Origin of the sequence: Salipiger sp. IMCC34102 (assembly GCF_004145405.1) — a bacterium.
Taxonomy (GTDB): Bacteria; Pseudomonadota; Alphaproteobacteria; order Rhodobacterales; family Rhodobacteraceae; genus Loktanella.
On sequence record NZ_SELQ01000002.1, the window covers coordinates 253828 to 270882 of the forward strand.

The window sequence follows — 17055 nt, forward strand, 5'->3', positions numbered from 1 at the left end:
TGCGCCCGCGTTTGATGGACATGATGACACGCTTGACGATCACCGCCGCCGCACTTTTCGCCTTCGCCGCCCCCGCCGCGGCCGAGGTCCTGCCCATGATGCCGTCCGATCCGCTCGACGGTCCTTACGTGTCGGTGGAACAGGTATCTGCCGAAATGGCCGAGCCGATGACCTACGCGCGGGTGGTCGAGATGTCCGACATGGACGGCGACCCCACCGTCACCACCGACGAGGAAGAGCGCATGATCGCCCTCCTGTCGCAGGTGCTGACCGTCGCGCCGGTTGCGCAGTAAAACACGCATCCCTCTCTCAAACTGATGCTTGACCCGTCCCCCCTGTCGGGTATGCACGACTTCGGCGGGCCTGTAGCTCAATTGGTTAGAGCAGAGCGCTCATAACGCTTTGGTTGCGGGTTCAAGTCCTGCCGGGCCTACCAGCCGTCACGCCGTCTTTGCCAATCCTGCGGCGGTTTCCCTGCTTTGCTATTCCGAATTGTTCCGAGGTCTTCTGCGCGCAGGACGCCGCGCGGACCCAGCCGACGCCGATGACGGCGCCGGGGAATTAACAGCCCGGCTGACGATACATCGCATGTGAAACGGTCGGCTCCGGCTGTGTGAAACGCCCCTTGGCAAATGCGCCGACCTCTTCCGGCGGGCGTCGGTTCGCCAGCCGGAAGAGATCGATGTGCATCCGAAATCCGCGCGACTCCGGTCTAGGCGACCTTCGTCTCTTCCCGGCCATGACCCGCGAGTTTCAGGATCGCGACGTAGAAGACAGGCACCGTGAAGATGCCGATCACGGCCGCCGCGGTCATCCCGCCGAGCACGCTGATGCCGATCGACTGCTGGGCCGCGGCCCCCGCGCCAGAGGCGGTGGCAAGCGGCAGCACGCCGAACATGAAGGCCAGCGTCGTCATGAGGATCGGCCGCAAGCGCATGCGTGAGGCCGTGACCGCTGCCTCCATCAGCCCCTTGCCGGCACGCCGCTGCTCCTCTGCGAATTCCACGATCAGGATGGCGTTCCGGGCGGCAAGGCCGATCGTCGTCAGAAGGCCCACCTTGAAGTAGACGTCGTTGAGCTGCCCCAGCAGAAGCGCCGCGGTGATCGCACCGAAGATACCGATGGGCACCGTCATCATGACCGCCAGCGGCAGGGCCCAGCTTTCGTAAAGGGCGGCAAGAGCCAGGAAGACGACCAGCGCCGACAGCGCGTAGAGGAGCGGCGCCTGATTGCCCGAAAGGCGTTCCTGGTAGGACAACCCGGTCCAGGCGACGGAGAACCCTTCGCCCAGGCCGGCGACGATCTCCTCCATCCGCTCCATCGCGTCGCCCGAAGACACGCCTTCTGCGGCCGTTCCGGTCAGGCTGATCCCGCGGGTGGCGGCAAAGCGGGCGATGGACTGCGGCTGCGCGTCCCAGACCAGCGACGAGAAGGCGTCGAGCGATACCATCTCGCCGTCGGCATTGCGCGCATACCAGCGGCCGATATCCTCGGGCTGGGACCGCGCCTCGGCGGCGCCTTGCACGATCACCGGGCGCAACTCGTTGTTCATCGGAAAATCGCCCACGTCGCGACCGCTGAAGATGACCGAGAGCATCGCGTTGACGTTCGGGATCGACAGGCCGAGGGCGGCCGCCTTCTGCTGGTCGATGTCGATCCGCAGCGAGGTCTGCGCGGTCGCTTCGTTGCCCCGCAGGTTGGTCACCTGCCCGCCTTGCTGGGCGGCGGCGACGACTTCGTTCGCGGCCTCGGCCAGACGATCGGGCCCCTGACCCGCCTGGTCGACCATGTACATCGAGAAGCCCGAGGTCGCGCCCATTCCCTGGATCGCGGGCGGCTGCAGGGCGTAGACGGTCCCGCCCCGGCCGTTGAGGTAGAAGTGCTGGTTGATCCGTCCGGCGATATCCGCGGCGCTGACGCCGTGACGCTCTTCGTAGTCGGCCAGCTTGACGAAGAGCATCGCGGCCGACTGACCCGATCCGCCGAAACTGAACCCCATGACCCCGAAGACCGAATCGACGGCCCCGTCCTGAGCGCTGAGCAGGAAGTCCTCGACCTGGCGCACGCGGGCCTCGGTCTTGGGCGTGGTCGACCCGTCCGGGGCCTGCACCATGACCAGCAGAACGCCCTGGTCCTCTTGCGGGATGAAGGAACTGGGCAGGCGCTCGTAGACCCAAAGCGCACCTGCGGTGATCCCCGCCAGCACGATCAGCATGGCGAAGGGGCGCCGGATCAGCGTGCCCACGGCCCCGCCGTAGCCCCGGGTCGTGCGATCGAGGCCGCTGTTGAACCAACGCGCAGGTGCGAATCGCGTGCCGTGACCGCCCTTCTTGAGCAGCGTGGCGCACATCGCGGGCGTCAGGATCACCGCCACCCCCAGTGAAAGAACCATCGCGGTGATGATCGTGACCGAGAACTGGCGGTAGATCGCCCCGGTGGACCCGGTCATGAACGCCATGGGCAGGAAGACCGCGCAAAGCACCAGCACGATCCCCACCAGGGCAGAGGTGATCTCTCCCATGCTCCTTTCGGTGGCGGCAACCGGGTCGAGGCCTTCTTCCTCCATGATGCGCTCGACATTCTCGACCACGACGATGGCATCGTCGACCAGAAGGCCGATCGCCAGCACCAGGGCGAACATGGTGAGCGTGTTGATCGTGTAGCCAAAGACCAGCAGGATCCCGAAGGTGCCCAGAAGCACCACCGGCACGGCGACGATCGGAATGAGCGTCGCGCGCCAGCTTTGCAGGAAGACGAAGATCACCACGAAGACCAAGACCACCGCCTCGATCAGGGTGTGATAGACTTGGTTGATCGATTCCTCGATGAAGGGCGACGTGTCGTAGGGATAGACGACCTCGACCCCGGCAGGCAGCGCCCCGGCGAGCGCCGAAAGCGTGTTGCGCACGTCCTCCGCCGTGCCGACCGCGTTGGCGCCCGGCGCGAGCGAGACCGAGAAACCGGCCGCCGGCTGCCCGTTGTAGCGCCCGCCGGTGCCGTAGGTCTCCTGCCCGATGGAAATCTCTGCCACGTCACCCAGGAAGACGGTGGAGCCGTCCTGCGTGGTGCGCAACAGGATCCGCTCGAATTCATCGACCGTGCTCAACTGTGACTGCGCGGTGAGCGCCATGGTGACCTGCTGGCCTTCGACGATGGGCTGACTGCCCAGTTCGCCCACGGTCACGTTGGTGTTCTGATCCCCGATCGCGGTGGTCACGTCCGATGGCGTGACGCCGTACTGGTTCATCCGCAGCGGATCCATCCAGATCCGCATGGCGTAGCCCGCTCCGAAAAGCTGGACCGACCCGACCCCGTCGAGCCGTTGGACCGGACCCACGATCCGGCCCGTGACCAGATCCCCCAGCTCCAGCGCGGTCATCCCGCCTTCCGGCGCCACGAGCGCCGCGACGAGCAAGGTCGAACTGCCCGACCGCGATACCGAGACGCCGGATTGCTGCACCGCCGAGGGCAGTTGCGAGGTCGCCATCTGAAGCGCGTTCTGGACCTGGACCTGCGCGATATCCGGATCGACGCTGTCGCCGAAGGTCAGCGCGACGCTGGCGCTGCCCCCCGACGACGAGGAGGTCATGTAGGTCACCCCCTCGATCCCGGTCAGCGCGTCCTCGATCACCGTGGTGACGGAATTGGCGACCACGTCGGCGCTGGCGCCGCTGTAGCGGGCGCTGACGTTGATCGTGGTGGGTGCGATCTGCGGATACTGCTCGATCGGCAGGTTCCAAAGGCTGATCGCGCCCATGAGCATGACGAAGATCGCGATGACCTAGGCGAAGACGGGGCGATGAATGAAGAACTGTGCCATGATCCGCTCACTCCGCCTGGGGCGCGCCCGACGCATCGTCGCCGTCGAGGTCCTGCACGACCCCGTCCGCGTCGAGCTCCACCGGCACCGTCCGAACCTCCATCCCCGGGGCCAGGTTTGCCAGGCCATCGACGGCCAGCGCCTCACCGGCCTCCAGACCGTCGGTGACGATCCAGGCGTTCTCGTGGGTGCCGATGTCCTGCAGGACGCGCTGCTCGGCGGTGCCGTCGCTGACGACCCAGGCGGTAAGTTCACCGGTGGTGGCGCGTTCGGCCGCCGATTGCGGCACGAGGATCGCCTGCATGGACCCCAGCGCCACCTCGGAGCGGACGAACATGCCCGGCAGGAGGATCCGGTGCGGGTTGTCGAACTGGAACCGGACCGCGCGCGCGCCCGTCGTCTCGGACACGGTCTGCCCGCTTGCGATCATCTGGCCTTCCGCCTCGTAGGTGCGGCCCGTCTCCAGCGTGAGGGTCGCGGTGATGTCCTCGTCGACCGTCACCCGAGCGTTCGAGACGTCCTCGATCAGCGACAGGATCCGCCGGGCGGGGGCGTAGATCTCGACGTCGATGGGATCGAGCTGCGTCACGGTAGCCATCGCATCCGCCTGATTGGCGGCCACCAGATCGCCCACGGACACGGCGGCGAACCCCACGACCCCGGCGATCGGGCTGACGATGGTGGTCCGGTCCAGATCGGTCTGCGCCCGGTCCCGCGCGACGGTCGCCGATTGCAGCGTCGCGCGGGCCTGTTCGAGCGTGCTGCGCGCGGTGTCCACCTGCGCCTGGCTGACACCCGTGCCTGCCAATTGCTCGGAGCGCTGCAAGGTCGCCTCGGCCTCGCGGATGCCGGCCTGGGCCGAGGCCAGATCGGCCTCCGCCGCCGCAAGATCCGCCTCGAAGCTGTCGGGGTCGATCCGGAAGAGCGGTGTGCCCGCCTCGACCGGGGTATCGGGCTGGTAGAGGATCTCGGTCACCATGCCGCCCACCCGCGGCCTGATCCCGACCTGGGCCGCGGCAATGGCCCGCCCCGGTTCGACCAGCGTCCGAGGGATTTCGCGCATCTCGAGCGTGATCACCCCGACGGCGGGCGGCGGCATCTGCGCCTGGGCAGACGTGGCAAACGCGGCAACCAACATAAGGGGCCAGGGACGCAGACGCATGGGAAACCTCGTTCACTCGGGCGCGGGCGCCTTGCCCGCTTTCGGGCGGACCTTGCATAGAATTGCATGGAGTGCAATTATCGTTGCACGGGATGGAGGAGATTTGATCATGACCGATGACGCCGGCGCAGAACTGCACGGCAAGCGCGCCCGGACCGCTCGCGCGATCCACCATGCCACGCTCGACCTCGCGGTGGACCATGGCCTGGACGCTGTCACGGTCGACACGATCGCCGAACGGGCCGGGATCAGCCGACGGACGTTCTTCAATTATTTCAAAAACAAGGAAGAGGCGCTCGCCGGGCCTCGAACGCGGCAACTGGGCACGGCGTTCGATTGGTTCGCCACCTCGCAGGGGCCGCTCTTGCCGGATCTGCAGCGGCTCATTCGACAGATCGTCCTCGATGCGCGGCCCGAGCATGTGCCGATCCGCAACATCGGCCGGATCGTCAAGGCCGCGCCGGAACTGCAGCCGCTGTTTTCCGACCTGATCGACGGTTTCGCTTCGGAACTGACGCCGCTTCTGGCACGTCGCCTCGACGCGCGTCGCAAGCTTGTCGCGCCGCTGCTGGCGCGCGCGGTCGGTCATGCCATTGCGCTGTCGTTCCAAGGCTGGACGATGGGGGACGAAAGCTCCATCGAGCATATCGCCGAGACTGCGGGCGAGAGAATCCGGTTGCTGCACGAGGCGCTGTCCGCCTGATCGTCCAAAGCTGCCCGCCCGCTCAGCGCGCCCTCCTCAGGTCAGGGCAAAGCGGACACGACGCCCTTGCATCGCGGGGCCACCGGCTGGAGGGAGAACGACGTCACCTTAGGATGCAGGCGCCGTATGGCCGTGGAGGAAGATCTCGATTGCGCGAGCCAGCACCGCTTCGGTCTCCGCCCTGTCCGACGGGTCCTGCATCATGGCGCGGTGCAGCGTCGGCATCACCGTCATCGACAAGAAGACCTGCGCATCGCGGTTCAACCGCTCCGGCGAGACTGCACCCGTCGCGTTGACATGCGCCAGGCTGCGCATGACGACCGCCACCGTGCGGCGGGATTGTTCCCGACGCAGCTTGGCCAGCTCCGGGAAATCCTGCGCCATGTCCATCGCCATGCGCTCCATCGCGATCGTGTCCCGGTCGAGCCCGAAGGCGACCAACTGCCATCCCAAGGTCAGGAGAACCTGGTAGGGCGTTCCTTCCGGATCGGCTGCCGCCTCGAGTTCGCTCAAGGTCTCGTGCCCGAGTTGTCGCGCCACGCCCAGAAACAAATCAGCCTTCGACCCGCACCGGGAATAGACGGTCCGTTTTGACACGCCCGCTTCCGACGCGACCTGGTCCATCGATGTCCGGTCAAACCCCTGTGTCACGAAGAGCCTGCGGGCCGCGTTCATGATCGCCTCGCCGATCTGGTGCGCTTCCACGGCCGTAGGTCGCCCGGGGCGTACCGACGTGCGTGTGGCGTCCTCGTCAGGTTTCGACTTGTCACTCACGCCGGTTTCCTATGTATACTTCACGGTATAGTTTCATAAACGCCCGCCTTGGGCAATCGCGTCGTGCGGCACTGTCGCTCTGGAGGTCCCCCTTGCGCACATCTTTCCTGCGTCTCCTTGCAATCGGCCTGTCCTCCGGATCATGGCTTCTCGGCGTGGCGGTCGTCCCGGCATATGCTCAGGACTCGACCCGCCCGGTCAAGATCGTCAAGCTTGCCCCCGAAACGGTCGTCTAGCAGCGCAGCTTCCCCGGACAGGTGCGCGCCTTGCAGACCGTCGAACTTGCGTTCCAGGTCGGTGGCCAGATCGACACCCTGCCCGTGGTCGAAGGAGATATCCTGGAGGAAGGCGACGTGGTCGCATCCCTCGAACGGACCGGATTCGAACGCACCTTGCGGCAGGCCGAGATCACCCTCTCTCAGGATCAGCAGGATTTGGACAGGTTCGAGCAACTTTCGGGAACCGGCGTGCCCCGATCCGAAGTGAGCGCGGCCACCACGCGGGTCGATTTGTCGCGCGTCGCCGTCGAGGAGGCCGAGGCCGCGCTGCAGGATGCGACCTTGCATGCCCCGTTCGATGCGCTGGTGGCGCGCCGCATGGTGGCGAATTACACGACCGTTTCCGCGGGGCAGCCCGTGGTCCGGCTGCACGACATGTCGCAGGTCCTCATCGACATCAACATCCCCGAGGTGCTGGTCGGCGCGACGCAGGACGGGTCGACCACCTTTACCGCGACGTTCCCGGGCCGGAACCGGACCTATCCGCTGTCGATCCAGGAGTTCGAGGCGGAAAGCGCCGACGTCGGCCAGACCTTCCGCCTGTCGTTGCGGATCGACAGCGACAACGCCTCCGGCATCCTGCCCGGCGCGTCGGCCATGGTGTTGATCGAGCATCAGGCCGACTCGCGTCAAATGGTCATCCTGCCGCCCGAGGCCCTGGTCTATGCCCCCGACGGCTCTGCGCAGGTGTTCGTCTTCGAACCCGATGCAGAGACCGAGGGCGCGGGTCGGGTGACCTTGACCCCGGTCGAGATCCGGCTGCGCGACGATGCCCATGTCGAGCTGATCGACGGCCCTGCCCCGGGCACCGAGATCGTGGCCGCCGGTGCTACGATGATCGAAGACGGACAGACGGTCCGCCGCTTCACCGGGCTTGGAGAGTAGGCTTATGTTTTCCATCGCGCGCGCGTCGATCGACAAGGCCCTCATCACCTGGATTCTCATGCTGGGCTGCCTTGTGGGCGGTATCTGGGGATTCTCCACGATCGGTCGGCTCGAAGACCCGGCCTTCTCGATCAAGACGGCGGTGGTCATCACGTCCTACCCGGGCGCATCCGCCGAACAGGTCGCGCGCGAGGTGTCCGAACCGCTGGAATCGGCCATCCAGCAGATAGCGGAGGTCGACGTGATCTCTTCCGTGAACACCCGCGGGATGAGCCGGATCACGGTGGACGTGGAATCGACCTTCGGACCGGACGAGCTGCCATTGATCTGGGAAACCCTGCGCAACCGCGTGAACGAAGCCCGCGGGGACTTGCCGCAGAACGCCAGCGCGCCTTTCGTGAACGACGCCTTCGGGGATGTCTACGGGCTGTTCTACGCGGTGACGGCGCCCGGTTTCAGCGATGCCGAGATCCACGATATCGCCACCTATATCCGGCGCGAGTTGCTGGTGGTGGAGGGCGTGGCGGACGTGGTCCTCGACGGGCTGCCGCAGGAGGCAATCTACGTCGAGCCGCATCCCGCGATCCTTGCCAACCTCAACCTGCCTGCGTCCGCGGTCAGCGGGGCGGTCGCCTCCGCCGACACGGTCAATCCCGCGGGTTCCGTCACGCAAGACGGCGCACGCCGGGCAATCGCACCCCCGGTCGGGTCCGGCACGGTCGAGAACATCAGCAACCTGACCCTGGGCGTGGGCGGACGGGTCGTGTCGTTGCAGGATTTCGCGACCGTCAGCCGGGCGCGCGTGAGCGAGCGCAGCAAGCTGATCCGCTTCGAAGGACAGGAAGCCTTCACCATCGGTGTCTCGGCGCTGGCCTCCCTGAACGTGGTGGACGTGGGCAACCGGGTCGACGAGAACCTGGCCCGGATTTTCCAGACCCTGCCGCAGGGGGTCGAACTCCACTCGGTCTACCAGCAACACGTCGTGGTCGACGAGGCCTCGAACAACTTCCTGTTCAGCCTGGCCCTGTCGGTCGTGATCGTCGTGGTGGTGCTGGGTCTGTTCATGGGGTGGCGATCGGCGGTCGTCGTGGGGACCACGTTGCTCTTGACGGTGGTGGGAACGCTCTTTTTCATGGCGATTTTCGGGATCGACATGCAACGCATCAGCCTGGGCGCGCTGATCATCGCCATGGGCATGCTGGTCGACAACGCCATCGTCGTGGCGGACGGGATGCAGATCGACATGGCAAAGGGCACGCCGTCGCGCGATGCCGCCGAAGATGTCGCGAGCAAGACGCAGATCCCCCTCCTGGGGGCCACGATCATCGGGATCCTCGCCTTCTCGGGGATCGGGCTGAGCCCGGATTCCACCGGCGAGTTCCTGTTCTCGCTCTTTGCGGTGGTGGGAATCTCGCTTTTGCTGTCGTGGCTCCTGGCCGTGACGGTGACGCCGCTTCTGGGCCACTACCTGTTCAAGCAGGGCAAGGCCGGCGACCCCGATCCCGGCACGGGCCGGTTCCTGTCGGCCTACGGCGCGATGCTGCGCGGCGCCATTCGGTTCCGCTGGCTGGTCGTGGCGGCGCTCATCGGGACCACGGTGGCCTGCGTGATCGGCTTCGGCCAGGTCAAGCAGCAGTTCTTTCTCAACAGCAACACGCCGATCTTCTTCGTCCACTACAAGTTGCCGCAGGGCACCGACCTCGAGACGACCTCGGCAGACCTCGCGCTGGTCGAGGATTGGCTTGAGACCCGCCCCGAGGTCGTGTCCAGCGCGACCTTCGTCGGCGGGAGGGCCTCGCGTTTCATGCTGACCTACCAGTCAGAGGACCCTGCCCCGTCCTACGGGCAGATGATCATTCGCGCCCGCTCGCTCGATGCGATCACGGCATTGCGCCGGGATCTCGACGTCTTCGGGGCCGACCAGCTTCCGGGCGGCGAGTTCCGGACCGAGCAACTGGTCTTCGGGCCAGGTGGAGGCACGCCGATCCAGGCACGGTTCTCCGGACCGGACCCGGTCGTTCTGCGTGAGCTGGCCGAAGAGGCCCGCGCCCTGATGTTGGAGCACGGGCCGGACCTGCGTAACATCCGCACCAACTGGTTCGAGCAAGAGATGGTGATGCGCCCGCTCTACGCCGACAACCGCGCGCAGGCCGCCGGCATCGCCCGCGAGGATATCTCGGACACGCTGAAGATGGCGACCGAGGGACTTTCGGCCGGTATCTACCAGGAAGGCGCGCGCCAGATCCCGATCATCATGCGCACGCCCGATTTCGGACTGGATCGAAGCGAACGGCTGATGGACGTGCAGATCTATTCAGAGCCAAGCCAGACCTATCTTCCGATCTCGCAGGTCGTGGATGGTTTCTCGCCCGAGATCCACAACTCGGTGGTCGAGCGACGCAACCGTATGCTGACGCTGACGGTGCAGTCGGGAATTACTCAAGGCGCGAACGCCTCCAACGTGCTTCTGCAGATCCAGCCACACCTCGAGGCGATGGAGATCCCGCCGGGCTACAAGTTCGAATGGGGCGGCGAATACGAAAGCCAGCAGGACGCGCAGGGCAATCTTGGCAAGGTGCTGCCGGTGTCGCTGCTAGCGATGATCGTGACCTCGGTGCTCTTGTTCGGACGGTTGCGGCAGCCCTTGCTGATCTGGCTGTTGGTGCCCATGGCGATCAACGGGGCGGCCATCGCGCTGCTGGCGACCGGCATGCCTTTCTCCTTCACCGCGCTGCTCGGCCTGCTCAGCCTGTCGGGCATGCTGATCAAGAACGGCATCGTCCTGGTCGAGGAGATCGACATCGTGCGCGGCGAAGGGGTTCGCATGGAGGAGGCCATCGTGCGCGCCTCCACCAGCCGTGTGCGCCCGGTGGTCCTGGCCGCGGCGACGACCATCCTCGGGATGATCCCGCTTCTTTGGGATGCATTCTTTGCCTCCATGGCCGTGACGATCATGGGGGGACTGGGGTTTGCCTCCATCCTCACCCTCGTCGCGGCCCCGGTCTTCTACTACCTCTTCTTCTATCCCGAGCGCCGTACCGAAGCGGCAACTGCCTGACTGCGCGCAAATCGACGTGGTCCCGCTACAAGGGCGGGGCCTGATCGGAATGATGGAGGGAACTGGCGGTCCGTAGAGGATTCGAACCTCTGGCCTCTGCCTTCGGAGGGCAGCGCTCTATCCAGCTGAGCTAACGGACCGTTGGCGCTGCTATATCCAACGGGGCGTCGACCCGCAACGGCAAATCAGGCGAAAAGCTCGTGGCAAAGCTCCAGCGCCTCGACCAGCGTGTCGACTTCGGCCCGCGTGTTGTAGACCCCGAAGGACGCGCGGCAGGTCGCCGTCTCGCCCAGGTGGTCCATCAGCGGCATGGCGCAATGAGAGCCCGCGCGCACCGCGACGCCCTTCTTGTCCAGCACGGTCGAGATGTCGTGCGCGTGGGCCGCGCCCTCGATCGCGAAGGAGAAGATCGCGCCCTTGTCGCCCGCGCGGCCCTGCACCCGCAGCCAGTTCAGACCGTAGAGCCGTTCGGCGGCATAGTCACGCAATTGGGCCTCGTGAGCGGCGATGTTCGCCATGCCGACGTCCATCATCCACTCCAGCGCCACGCCGAGGCCGATGGTGCCGACGATCCCGGGCGTGCCGGCCTCGAACTTCATCGGGGCGTCGTTGTAGGTGATCGCATCGCGGCTGACGTCGCGGATCATGTCGCCGCCGCCGAGGAAGGGACGCATCTCGGCCATGCGGTCGGGATGCACCCAGATCGCGCCCGATCCGGAGGGGCCGTACAGCTTGTGGCCCGTGATCGCGAAGAAGTCGCAGCCGATGTCCTGCACGTCGACGGGCATGTGCACCGCCGATTGCGATCCGTCGACCAGCACCGGGACGCCTTGTGCGCGCGCGGCCTGGCTGATCGCCTTGACGTTCACGACCGTGCCCAGCACGTTCGACATCTGCGTGATCGCCACCAGCTTGGTCTTCGGTCCGATGGCGTCGATCACCGCCTGCGGGTCGAGATTGCCATCGGCGTCGCAATCGACCCATTTCAGCACCACGCCCTGCCGCTCGCGCAGGAAGTGCCAGGGGACGATGTTGGCGTGGTGTTCCATGATCGACAGGACGATCTCGTCGCCGGCCTCCAGCCGTGGTGCCGCCCAGGCGTAGGAGACCATGTTGATCCCCTCGGTCGTGCCGGAGTTCAGGATGATCTCGTCCTCGGAGGCCGCGTTGAGAAAGCGCGCGATGGTGCCGCGCACACTCTCGTAGCGGTCGGTGGCGAGGTTCGACAGGTAATGCAGCCCGCGGTGGACGTTGGAATATTCCTCCGCGTAGGCGCGGTTGACCGCGTCGAGGACGACCTGCGGCTTCTGCGCCGAGGCACCGTTGTCGAGATAGACCAGCGGCTTGCCGTTCACCTCTCGCGACAGGATCGGGAATTGCGCGCGGATGGCGTCGACGTCGAACATCAGACAGGTCCCCCTTGGACCGAGACGCCCAGCAGCGTCAGAATGAAGGCGATCCCGAAGGAAAACCCGAGGATGCCCAGAAGGACGGTCCCCAGCGATTTGAAGAGGCTTCCGAAGCCGTGCAACTCGTTGACGAAGTGCAGCAGCGCGAAGACCAGCCAAGCCAGGCCCACCAAGGTCACCAAGGTGGCCATCGGTGGCAGGATCAGCAGCGCGATCGTTTGCGCTACCTGGATCACCAACCCGATCCCCTGCCACCAGGCGACCAGCAGGACCGTCTGATCGTGGGTTCCGGTTCCGCCGAAGATACGTCCCATCAAGTGGATCGCGAAGGTCAGCACGACCAGCGAACAAGCCAGTATCAGTGTGAGCGTGAATGGCGTCATCCGCACGGCCATCTCGCCGGTCACGATGACCTGCCCCAATTCGACCAGCAGTACGCTGAGGATCGTGACAAGCGCCAGCAGCGCATACCGCGTGGCGCGCGACAGGGGCTCGGACAGCAGGCGCCGGCTTGTCCCGGCGGGGTCGATGAGCGAGCGTTTCACGAAAGTGCCGGTGGTCACGCCTCGGCCTCGCGCAGGCTTTGCAGCCAGATCCAGAGGAACCCCAACACCCAGAGGGCGCCGACAAGCTGCGTGCCCGCCCCCGGCCCCACGAAGCCCGCCATGAGCCCGTAGAGCAGCAGCAGCGGCACGCTGGCCAGGAGCGACCAGAAGAGTGCCATGCGGGCCGACCAGAACGACCCCTGCCCGCCCAAAAGCCGTGCGACCAGATGGCTCGCTGCCGCGATCGCATAGAACAGCAGCGGCCAGACCATCAGCCAGGCAAAAAGCTCGTAGGTCATCAGCCGCGTCAGTTCCGGCACCTCGGCGCTCGGCGGCAGGTCGAACCCGGCCGACAGACGCACGAGGCGTGGCCATTGGGCCACGAAGACCAGCAGGCAGAAGACCAACAGATAGGCGATGGCGCGCTCCTCGCCACGGCCTTCGGCCAGGCGCGCGCGCATCACGCGGCGCGGCGCGCGCCAGCTTGCCAGTATGTCGGTCGTGACGGCCATCAGCCCGCGTGGCGATCCAGCCAGCCGGCCAGCCGCTCGCGCAGGTCGTCGGCAAGGGCGTCGTCGTCGATCTCCTCCAGCGCTTCGGCCAGGAAGGCCAGCGTCAGCAGGTTCGTCGCCTGGCTCTCCGGCACCCCGCGTGAACGCAGGTAGAAAAGCGCCTCCTCCGAGATCGCACCGGAGGTCGAACCGTGCGAACAGGCCACGTCGTCGGCGTAGATCTCGAGCTCGGGCTTGGCCAGGAACTGGCTGTCGCCGTCCAGAAGCAGCGATTGACTGATCTGATAGCCGTCGGTCTTCTGCGCGCCTTCCTTCACGAGGATCTTGCCCTGAAACACGCCCACGGCCCCGTTGCGCAGCACCTTCTTGAAGACCTGCCGGCTTTCTCCGTTCAGGGCGTCGTGGGTGATGAAGACGGTGTCGTCGTGGTGGAACTTCTCTCCGTCGCCCACGCAGGCTCCGGCGACATGCGCCACGGCGTCGTCGCCCAGCATCTCGATCACGCAGTCGTTGCGGGTCAGGACGCCGTTCAGGGACAGGGTGAAGGACTTGAAGGTCGATTCGGCCCCGATCCGGGCGAAGGTGTGGGTGTTCATCCGGCGGCCATGGTCGCGGCCCTGCTGGCGCACGTGGTGAAACGCGGCCCCGTCGGCGACGGAGACTTCCGTCACCGTGGACAGGCGCGCCGCGGCGGACCCGGTTTCCAGCAGCGTGACGGACGCGCCCTCTTCCACGCGGATCACGTGGTGCAGCACGGCGTCGGCGTCCTCGGCCGAGCGGCGATAGCGCAGGCACACCGGCCGGTCGGCCTTGCCCGTCGCGCGGATCAGCACGCCGTCGGTCGCCGTCGCGGTGTTCAGCGCCGCAAGCGGCCGTTCGACCGGCGTCTGCCCGGCCAGTTCCAGAGAGCCATAGAGATCACGCGCCCAGGAGATATCCTGCGCCTCGGCCAGCCGGGAAATTTCGATCCCCGCGCCCGACAGATCGTCAGAGGCGTCGGAATCGAAGACTCCGTCGACGAAAACCAGCGTCAACGCGCCCGCGCCTTCGAAGAGCGCGTCGTCGTCATCCATCACCTCCGCCGGGGCGGAGTCGACCGCGACCAGCGCGGACGGATCGGTGAACTTCCAGTATTCATCGCGGCGGTGCGGCAGGCCCATGCGGGCGGCGCGGTGCAGCGCCTCTTCCCGCGCGGCGCGGGCCCAGGCGGGGCCGTCGGGCAGGACAGCCTCGGCCAGCCGGGCGTCGGTCGCCTCTTGCTTGAGCTTCGGCAGGGCCATCAGGACGCCTCCGCCAGCAGGTCCGCGTAACCGTTGTTCTCGACCTCGAGCGCAAGCTCCGGACCGCCGGACTTGATGATCCGGCCTTCGGACATGATGTGCACCACGTCGGGTTTGATATGGTCGAGCAGCCGCTGGTAGTGCGTGATCACCAGAAACGCGCGCCCCTCCGACCGTAACGCGTTCACGCCGTCGGCCACCAGCTTCATCGCGTCCACATCGAGACCGGAGTCGGTTTCGTCCATAATGCACATCTTCGGCTCCAGCATCGCCATCTGCAGGATCTCGTTGCGCTTCTTCTCGCCGCCAGAGAAGCCCACGTTCACGGGCCGCTTGAGCATGTCGGCGTCGATCTTCAGATCCTTGGCACGCGCCCGGACTTCCTTGAGGAAGTCACCGGCGGAGAGTTCCTCCTGCCCGCGGGCCTTGCGCTGAGCGTTCACGGCCGTGCGCAGGAAGGTCATGTTGCCGACCCCGGGGATCTCCACCGGGTACTGGAACGCCAGGAACAGGCCCGCCGCGGCGCGCTCTTCGGGTTCCATGTCCAGAAGATCGACCCCGTCGAGCGTCGCTTCCCCGCCCGTCACCTCGTAGCCGTCCTTGCCAGACAGGACATAGGACAAGGTCGATTTGCCGGACCCGTTCGGCCCCATGATCGCGTGCACCTCGCCCGCTTTCACGTCCAGGTCGACACCCTTGAGGATCGACTTCTCTTCTTCTTCAAGATCGACCTTCAGGCCCTTGATGTTCAGCATTCTTTCTTCCTTTCGTCAGGACGCGGCGGTCCCGTTGTTCCTTCAGGCCAGCGACACGGCGGTGCCCGAGACGGACACCATCAACATGCTTTCGCCGACGACTTCGTAATCCAGATCGACCCCCACGACGGCATCGGCGCCAAGCGCTTTCGCCTCGGCCTCGATCTCCTTCATGGCAATATCACGGGCATCGCGCAGCTTGTTCTCGTAGGATCCCGACCGCCCGCCGATCACGTCAGTGACGGAGGCGAAGAAATCCCGCACGAAGTTCGCACCCATGATCGCCTCGCCCACCACGACGCCGTGATAGGCAGTGATGGTGCGGCCCTCGATGGACTGGGTGGTCGTGACGATCATCCGACCGACCCTTCGAGTGAGATCGCGACCAGCGCCTGGGCTTCCATCGCGAATTCCATCGGCAGCGCCTGCAGAACTTCCTTGCAGAACCCGTTCACGACCAAGGCCACGGCCTCCTCCTCGTCCATCCCGCGCGAGCGGCAATAGAAGAGCTGGTCGTCGTCTACCTTGGAGGTCGTCGCCTCGTGTTCGACCCGGGAGGAATTGTTCTTCACCTCGATGTAGGGCACCGTGTGGGCGCCGCACTCCGACCCGATCAGCAAGCTGTCGCATTGTGTGTAGTTCCGGCTGTCCTTCGCCTTCGGGTGCATGGACACCAGGCCGCGGTAGGTGTTCTGCGCCTTGCCCGCGCTGATCCCCTTGGAGACGATGCGGCTCTTCGTGTTCTTTCCCAGATGCACCATCTTCGTGCCGGTATCGGCCTGCTGGTGGTTGTTGGCGATGGCGATCGAGTAAAACTCGCCCTGGCTGTCGTTGCCGCGCAGGATGCAGGAGGGGTACTTCCACGTCACGGCGGATCCGGTTTCCACCTGCGTCCACATCACCTTGGACCGGTCGCCCCGGCAATCGGCGCGCTTGGTCACGAAGTTGTAGATGCCGCCCTTGCCCTCTTCATCGCCGGGATACCAGTTCTGGACGGTCGAGTATTTCACCTCGGCGTCTTCCTCGACGATGATCTCGACCACGGCGGCGTGCAATTGAGCCACGTCGCGCTTGGGGGCAGTGCAGCCTTCGAGGTAGCTGACGTAGGAGCCCTTGTCGGCGATGATCAGCGTCCGCTCGAACTGGCCGGTGTTCTCGGCGTTGATGCGGAAATAGGTCGACAGCTCCATCGGGCAGCGCACGCCGGGCGGTACGTAGACGAAGGACCCGTCAGAGAAGACGGCCGAGTTCAGCGTAGCATAGAAGTTGTCCGACGGCGGCACCACCGAGCCCAGGTATTTCTTCACCAGATCGGGGTAATCGCGGATCGCCTCCGAAATCGAGCAGAAGATGACGCCCGCCTTCTTCAACTCCTTCTGGAACGTCGTGCCGACGGAGACGGAGTCGAAGACCGCGTCGACCGCGACCTTGCGCTCGGGTTCGAGTTCTGCACCCTCGACACCGGCGAGCACGGCCTGCTCCTTCAGCGGGATGCCCAGCTTCTTGTAGGTCTCCAAGAGCTTGGGATCGACCTCGTCCAGGGACTTCGGCTTCACCTCCATGCTCTTGGGGCGCGCGTAGTAATAGAGGTCCTGGAAGTCGATCTCGGCCAGCTTCAGCATCGCCCAGTTCGGCACCGACATCGTCTCCCACCGCTCGAAGGCGGAGAGGCGCCAGTCGGTCATCCACGCGGGCTCCTCGTTCTTGGAGGAGATCAGCTTGACGATCTCGGGGTTCACGCCCTTGGGGGCGTAGTCCATCTCGATGTCGTCGTCGTTCCAGCCGTACTTGTAGACGCCGGAGAGTTCCTTGACCGCGTCCACCGTTTCGCGGTCGACACCTTCCTTGACGTCAATATCCATGGGCGACATATC

Annotated in this window: 13 protein-coding genes, 2 tRNA genes and 1 pseudogene; 5 read left to right on the forward strand and 11 right to left on the reverse strand. The window is 65.6% G+C overall.

The window, feature by feature from the left end:
* The first annotated feature begins 20 nt into the window (after positions 1-20).
* Together EU805_RS05510 and EU805_RS05515 are read left to right on the forward strand one after the other, a co-directional pair.
* On the forward strand, positions 21-293 hold the full coding sequence (locus EU805_RS05510; protein ID WP_129762957.1) for a hypothetical protein: 273 nt from the start codon (positions 21-23) through the stop codon (positions 291-293).
* A gap of 66 nt (positions 294-359) precedes the next feature.
* Positions 360-436 (forward strand) — tRNA-Ile (locus EU805_RS05515).
* A gap of 276 nt (positions 437-712) precedes the next feature.
* Here EU805_RS05515 and EU805_RS05520 read toward each other — a convergent pair.
* Entirely contained in the window at positions 713-3778 is a 3066-nt protein-coding gene (locus tag EU805_RS05520; protein WP_255465871.1) for a multidrug efflux RND transporter permease subunit, read from the reverse strand.
* 49 nt (positions 3779-3827) lie between these two features.
* Positions 3828-4919 carry an efflux RND transporter periplasmic adaptor subunit gene (locus tag EU805_RS05525; protein WP_242494065.1) on the reverse strand — a complete coding sequence of 364 codons (1092 nt, stop codon included), beginning with the start codon at positions 4917-4919 and terminating at the stop codon, positions 3828-3830.
* 172 nt (positions 4920-5091) lie between these two features.
* Between EU805_RS05525 and EU805_RS05530 the strand changes: the two genes are divergently transcribed.
* Positions 5092-5685, forward strand: coding sequence for a TetR/AcrR family transcriptional regulator (locus EU805_RS05530; RefSeq protein ID WP_129762958.1), 594 nt, complete (start codon positions 5092-5094; stop codon positions 5683-5685).
* Positions 5686-5793: 108 nt separating this feature from the next.
* Here the strand turns inward: EU805_RS05530 and EU805_RS05535 are convergent, their stop codons facing one another.
* Entirely contained in the window at positions 5794-6459 is a 666-nt protein-coding gene (locus tag EU805_RS05535; RefSeq protein ID WP_242494066.1) for a TetR/AcrR family transcriptional regulator, read from the reverse strand.
* A 251-nt stretch (positions 6460-6710) separates the two neighbouring features.
* Here EU805_RS05535 and EU805_RS05540 point away from each other — a divergent pair.
* A pseudogene (locus EU805_RS05540) lies at positions 6711-7622 on the forward strand (efflux RND transporter periplasmic adaptor subunit); the annotation flags it as partial.
* 4 nt (positions 7623-7626) lie between these two features.
* Positions 7627-10680: an efflux RND transporter permease subunit gene (locus EU805_RS05545; protein ID WP_129762960.1), complete on the forward strand. Its 3054-nt coding sequence runs from the start codon at positions 7627-7629 to the stop codon at positions 10678-10680.
* A 63-nt stretch (positions 10681-10743) separates the two neighbouring features.
* On the opposite strand, the gene EU805_RS05550 is transcribed toward EU805_RS05545, so the two are convergent.
* The 8 genes from EU805_RS05550 to sufB form a co-directional block, all read right to left on the reverse strand.
* A tRNA-Arg gene (locus tag EU805_RS05550) sits at positions 10744-10820 on the reverse strand.
* 45 nt (positions 10821-10865) lie between these two features.
* On the reverse strand, positions 10866-12086 hold the full coding sequence (locus EU805_RS05555; protein WP_129762961.1) for a cysteine desulfurase: 1221 nt from the start codon (positions 12084-12086) through the stop codon (positions 10866-10868).
* Positions 12086-12652, reverse strand: coding sequence for a YIP1 family protein (locus EU805_RS17390; protein WP_165351896.1), 567 nt, complete (start codon positions 12650-12652; stop codon positions 12086-12088). The genes EU805_RS05555 and EU805_RS17390 overlap by 1 nt, the downstream gene beginning before the upstream one ends.
* The gene (locus EU805_RS05565) at positions 12649-13146 is read right to left on the reverse strand and encodes a YIP1 family protein (protein ID WP_129762963.1); all 498 of its coding nucleotides are present in this window, start codon (positions 13144-13146) and stop codon (positions 12649-12651) included. The genes EU805_RS17390 and EU805_RS05565 overlap by 4 nt, the downstream gene beginning before the upstream one ends.
* A complete protein-coding gene (locus EU805_RS05570) occupies positions 13146-14426 on the reverse strand; it encodes a SufD family Fe-S cluster assembly protein (RefSeq protein WP_129762964.1) in 1281 nt (426 codons plus the stop codon). The genes EU805_RS05565 and EU805_RS05570 overlap by 1 nt, the downstream gene beginning before the upstream one ends.
* Positions 14426-15181, reverse strand: a complete 756-nt coding sequence (sufC, locus tag EU805_RS05575; protein ID WP_129762965.1) for a Fe-S cluster assembly ATPase SufC — start codon at positions 15179-15181, stop codon at positions 14426-14428. Before sufC ends, EU805_RS05570 begins: the two co-directional genes overlap by 1 nt.
* A 42-nt stretch (positions 15182-15223) precedes the next feature.
* Positions 15224-15538 carry a heavy metal-binding domain-containing protein gene (locus EU805_RS05580; RefSeq protein ID WP_129762966.1) on the reverse strand — a complete coding sequence of 105 codons (315 nt, stop codon included), beginning with the start codon at positions 15536-15538 and terminating at the stop codon, positions 15224-15226.
* The gene (gene sufB, locus EU805_RS05585; protein ID WP_370318168.1) at positions 15535-17043 is read right to left on the reverse strand and encodes a Fe-S cluster assembly protein SufB; all 1509 of its coding nucleotides are present in this window, start codon (positions 17041-17043) and stop codon (positions 15535-15537) included. The genes EU805_RS05580 and sufB overlap by 4 nt, the downstream gene beginning before the upstream one ends.
* Positions 17044-17055 lie beyond the last annotated feature (12 nt).

Excerpts from the sequence above, each read along its gene's own strand:
- sufB (WP_370318168.1), bottom strand. The coding sequence starts at position 17,043 with ATGGATATTGACGTCAAGGAAGGTGTCGACCGCGAAACGGTGGACGCG.
- EU805_RS05555 (WP_129762961.1), bottom strand. The coding sequence starts at position 12,086 with ATGTTCGACGTCGACGCCATCCGCGCGCAATTCCCGATCCTGTCGCGA.
- EU805_RS05525 (WP_242494065.1), bottom strand. The coding sequence starts at position 4,919 with ATGCCGCCGCCCGCCGTCGGGGTGATCACGCTCGAGATGCGCGAAATC.
- EU805_RS05565 (WP_129762963.1), bottom strand. The coding sequence starts at position 13,146 with ATGGCCGTCACGACCGACATACTGGCAAGCTGGCGCGCGCCGCGCCGC.
- EU805_RS05570 (WP_129762964.1), bottom strand. The coding sequence starts at position 14,426 with ATGGCCCTGCCGAAGCTCAAGCAAGAGGCGACCGACGCCCGGCTGGCC.
- sufC (WP_129762965.1), bottom strand. The coding sequence starts at position 15,181 with ATGCTGAACATCAAGGGCCTGAAGGTCGATCTTGAAGAAGAAGAGAAG.
- EU805_RS05530 (WP_129762958.1), top strand. The coding sequence starts at position 5,092 with ATGACCGATGACGCCGGCGCAGAACTGCACGGCAAGCGCGCCCGGACC.
- EU805_RS05510 (WP_129762957.1), top strand. The coding sequence starts at position 21 with ATGATGACACGCTTGACGATCACCGCCGCCGCACTTTTCGCCTTCGCC.
- EU805_RS05580 (WP_129762966.1), bottom strand. The coding sequence starts at position 15,538 with ATGATCGTCACGACCACCCAGTCCATCGAGGGCCGCACCATCACTGCC.
- EU805_RS05545 (WP_129762960.1), top strand. The coding sequence starts at position 7,627 with ATGTTTTCCATCGCGCGCGCGTCGATCGACAAGGCCCTCATCACCTGG.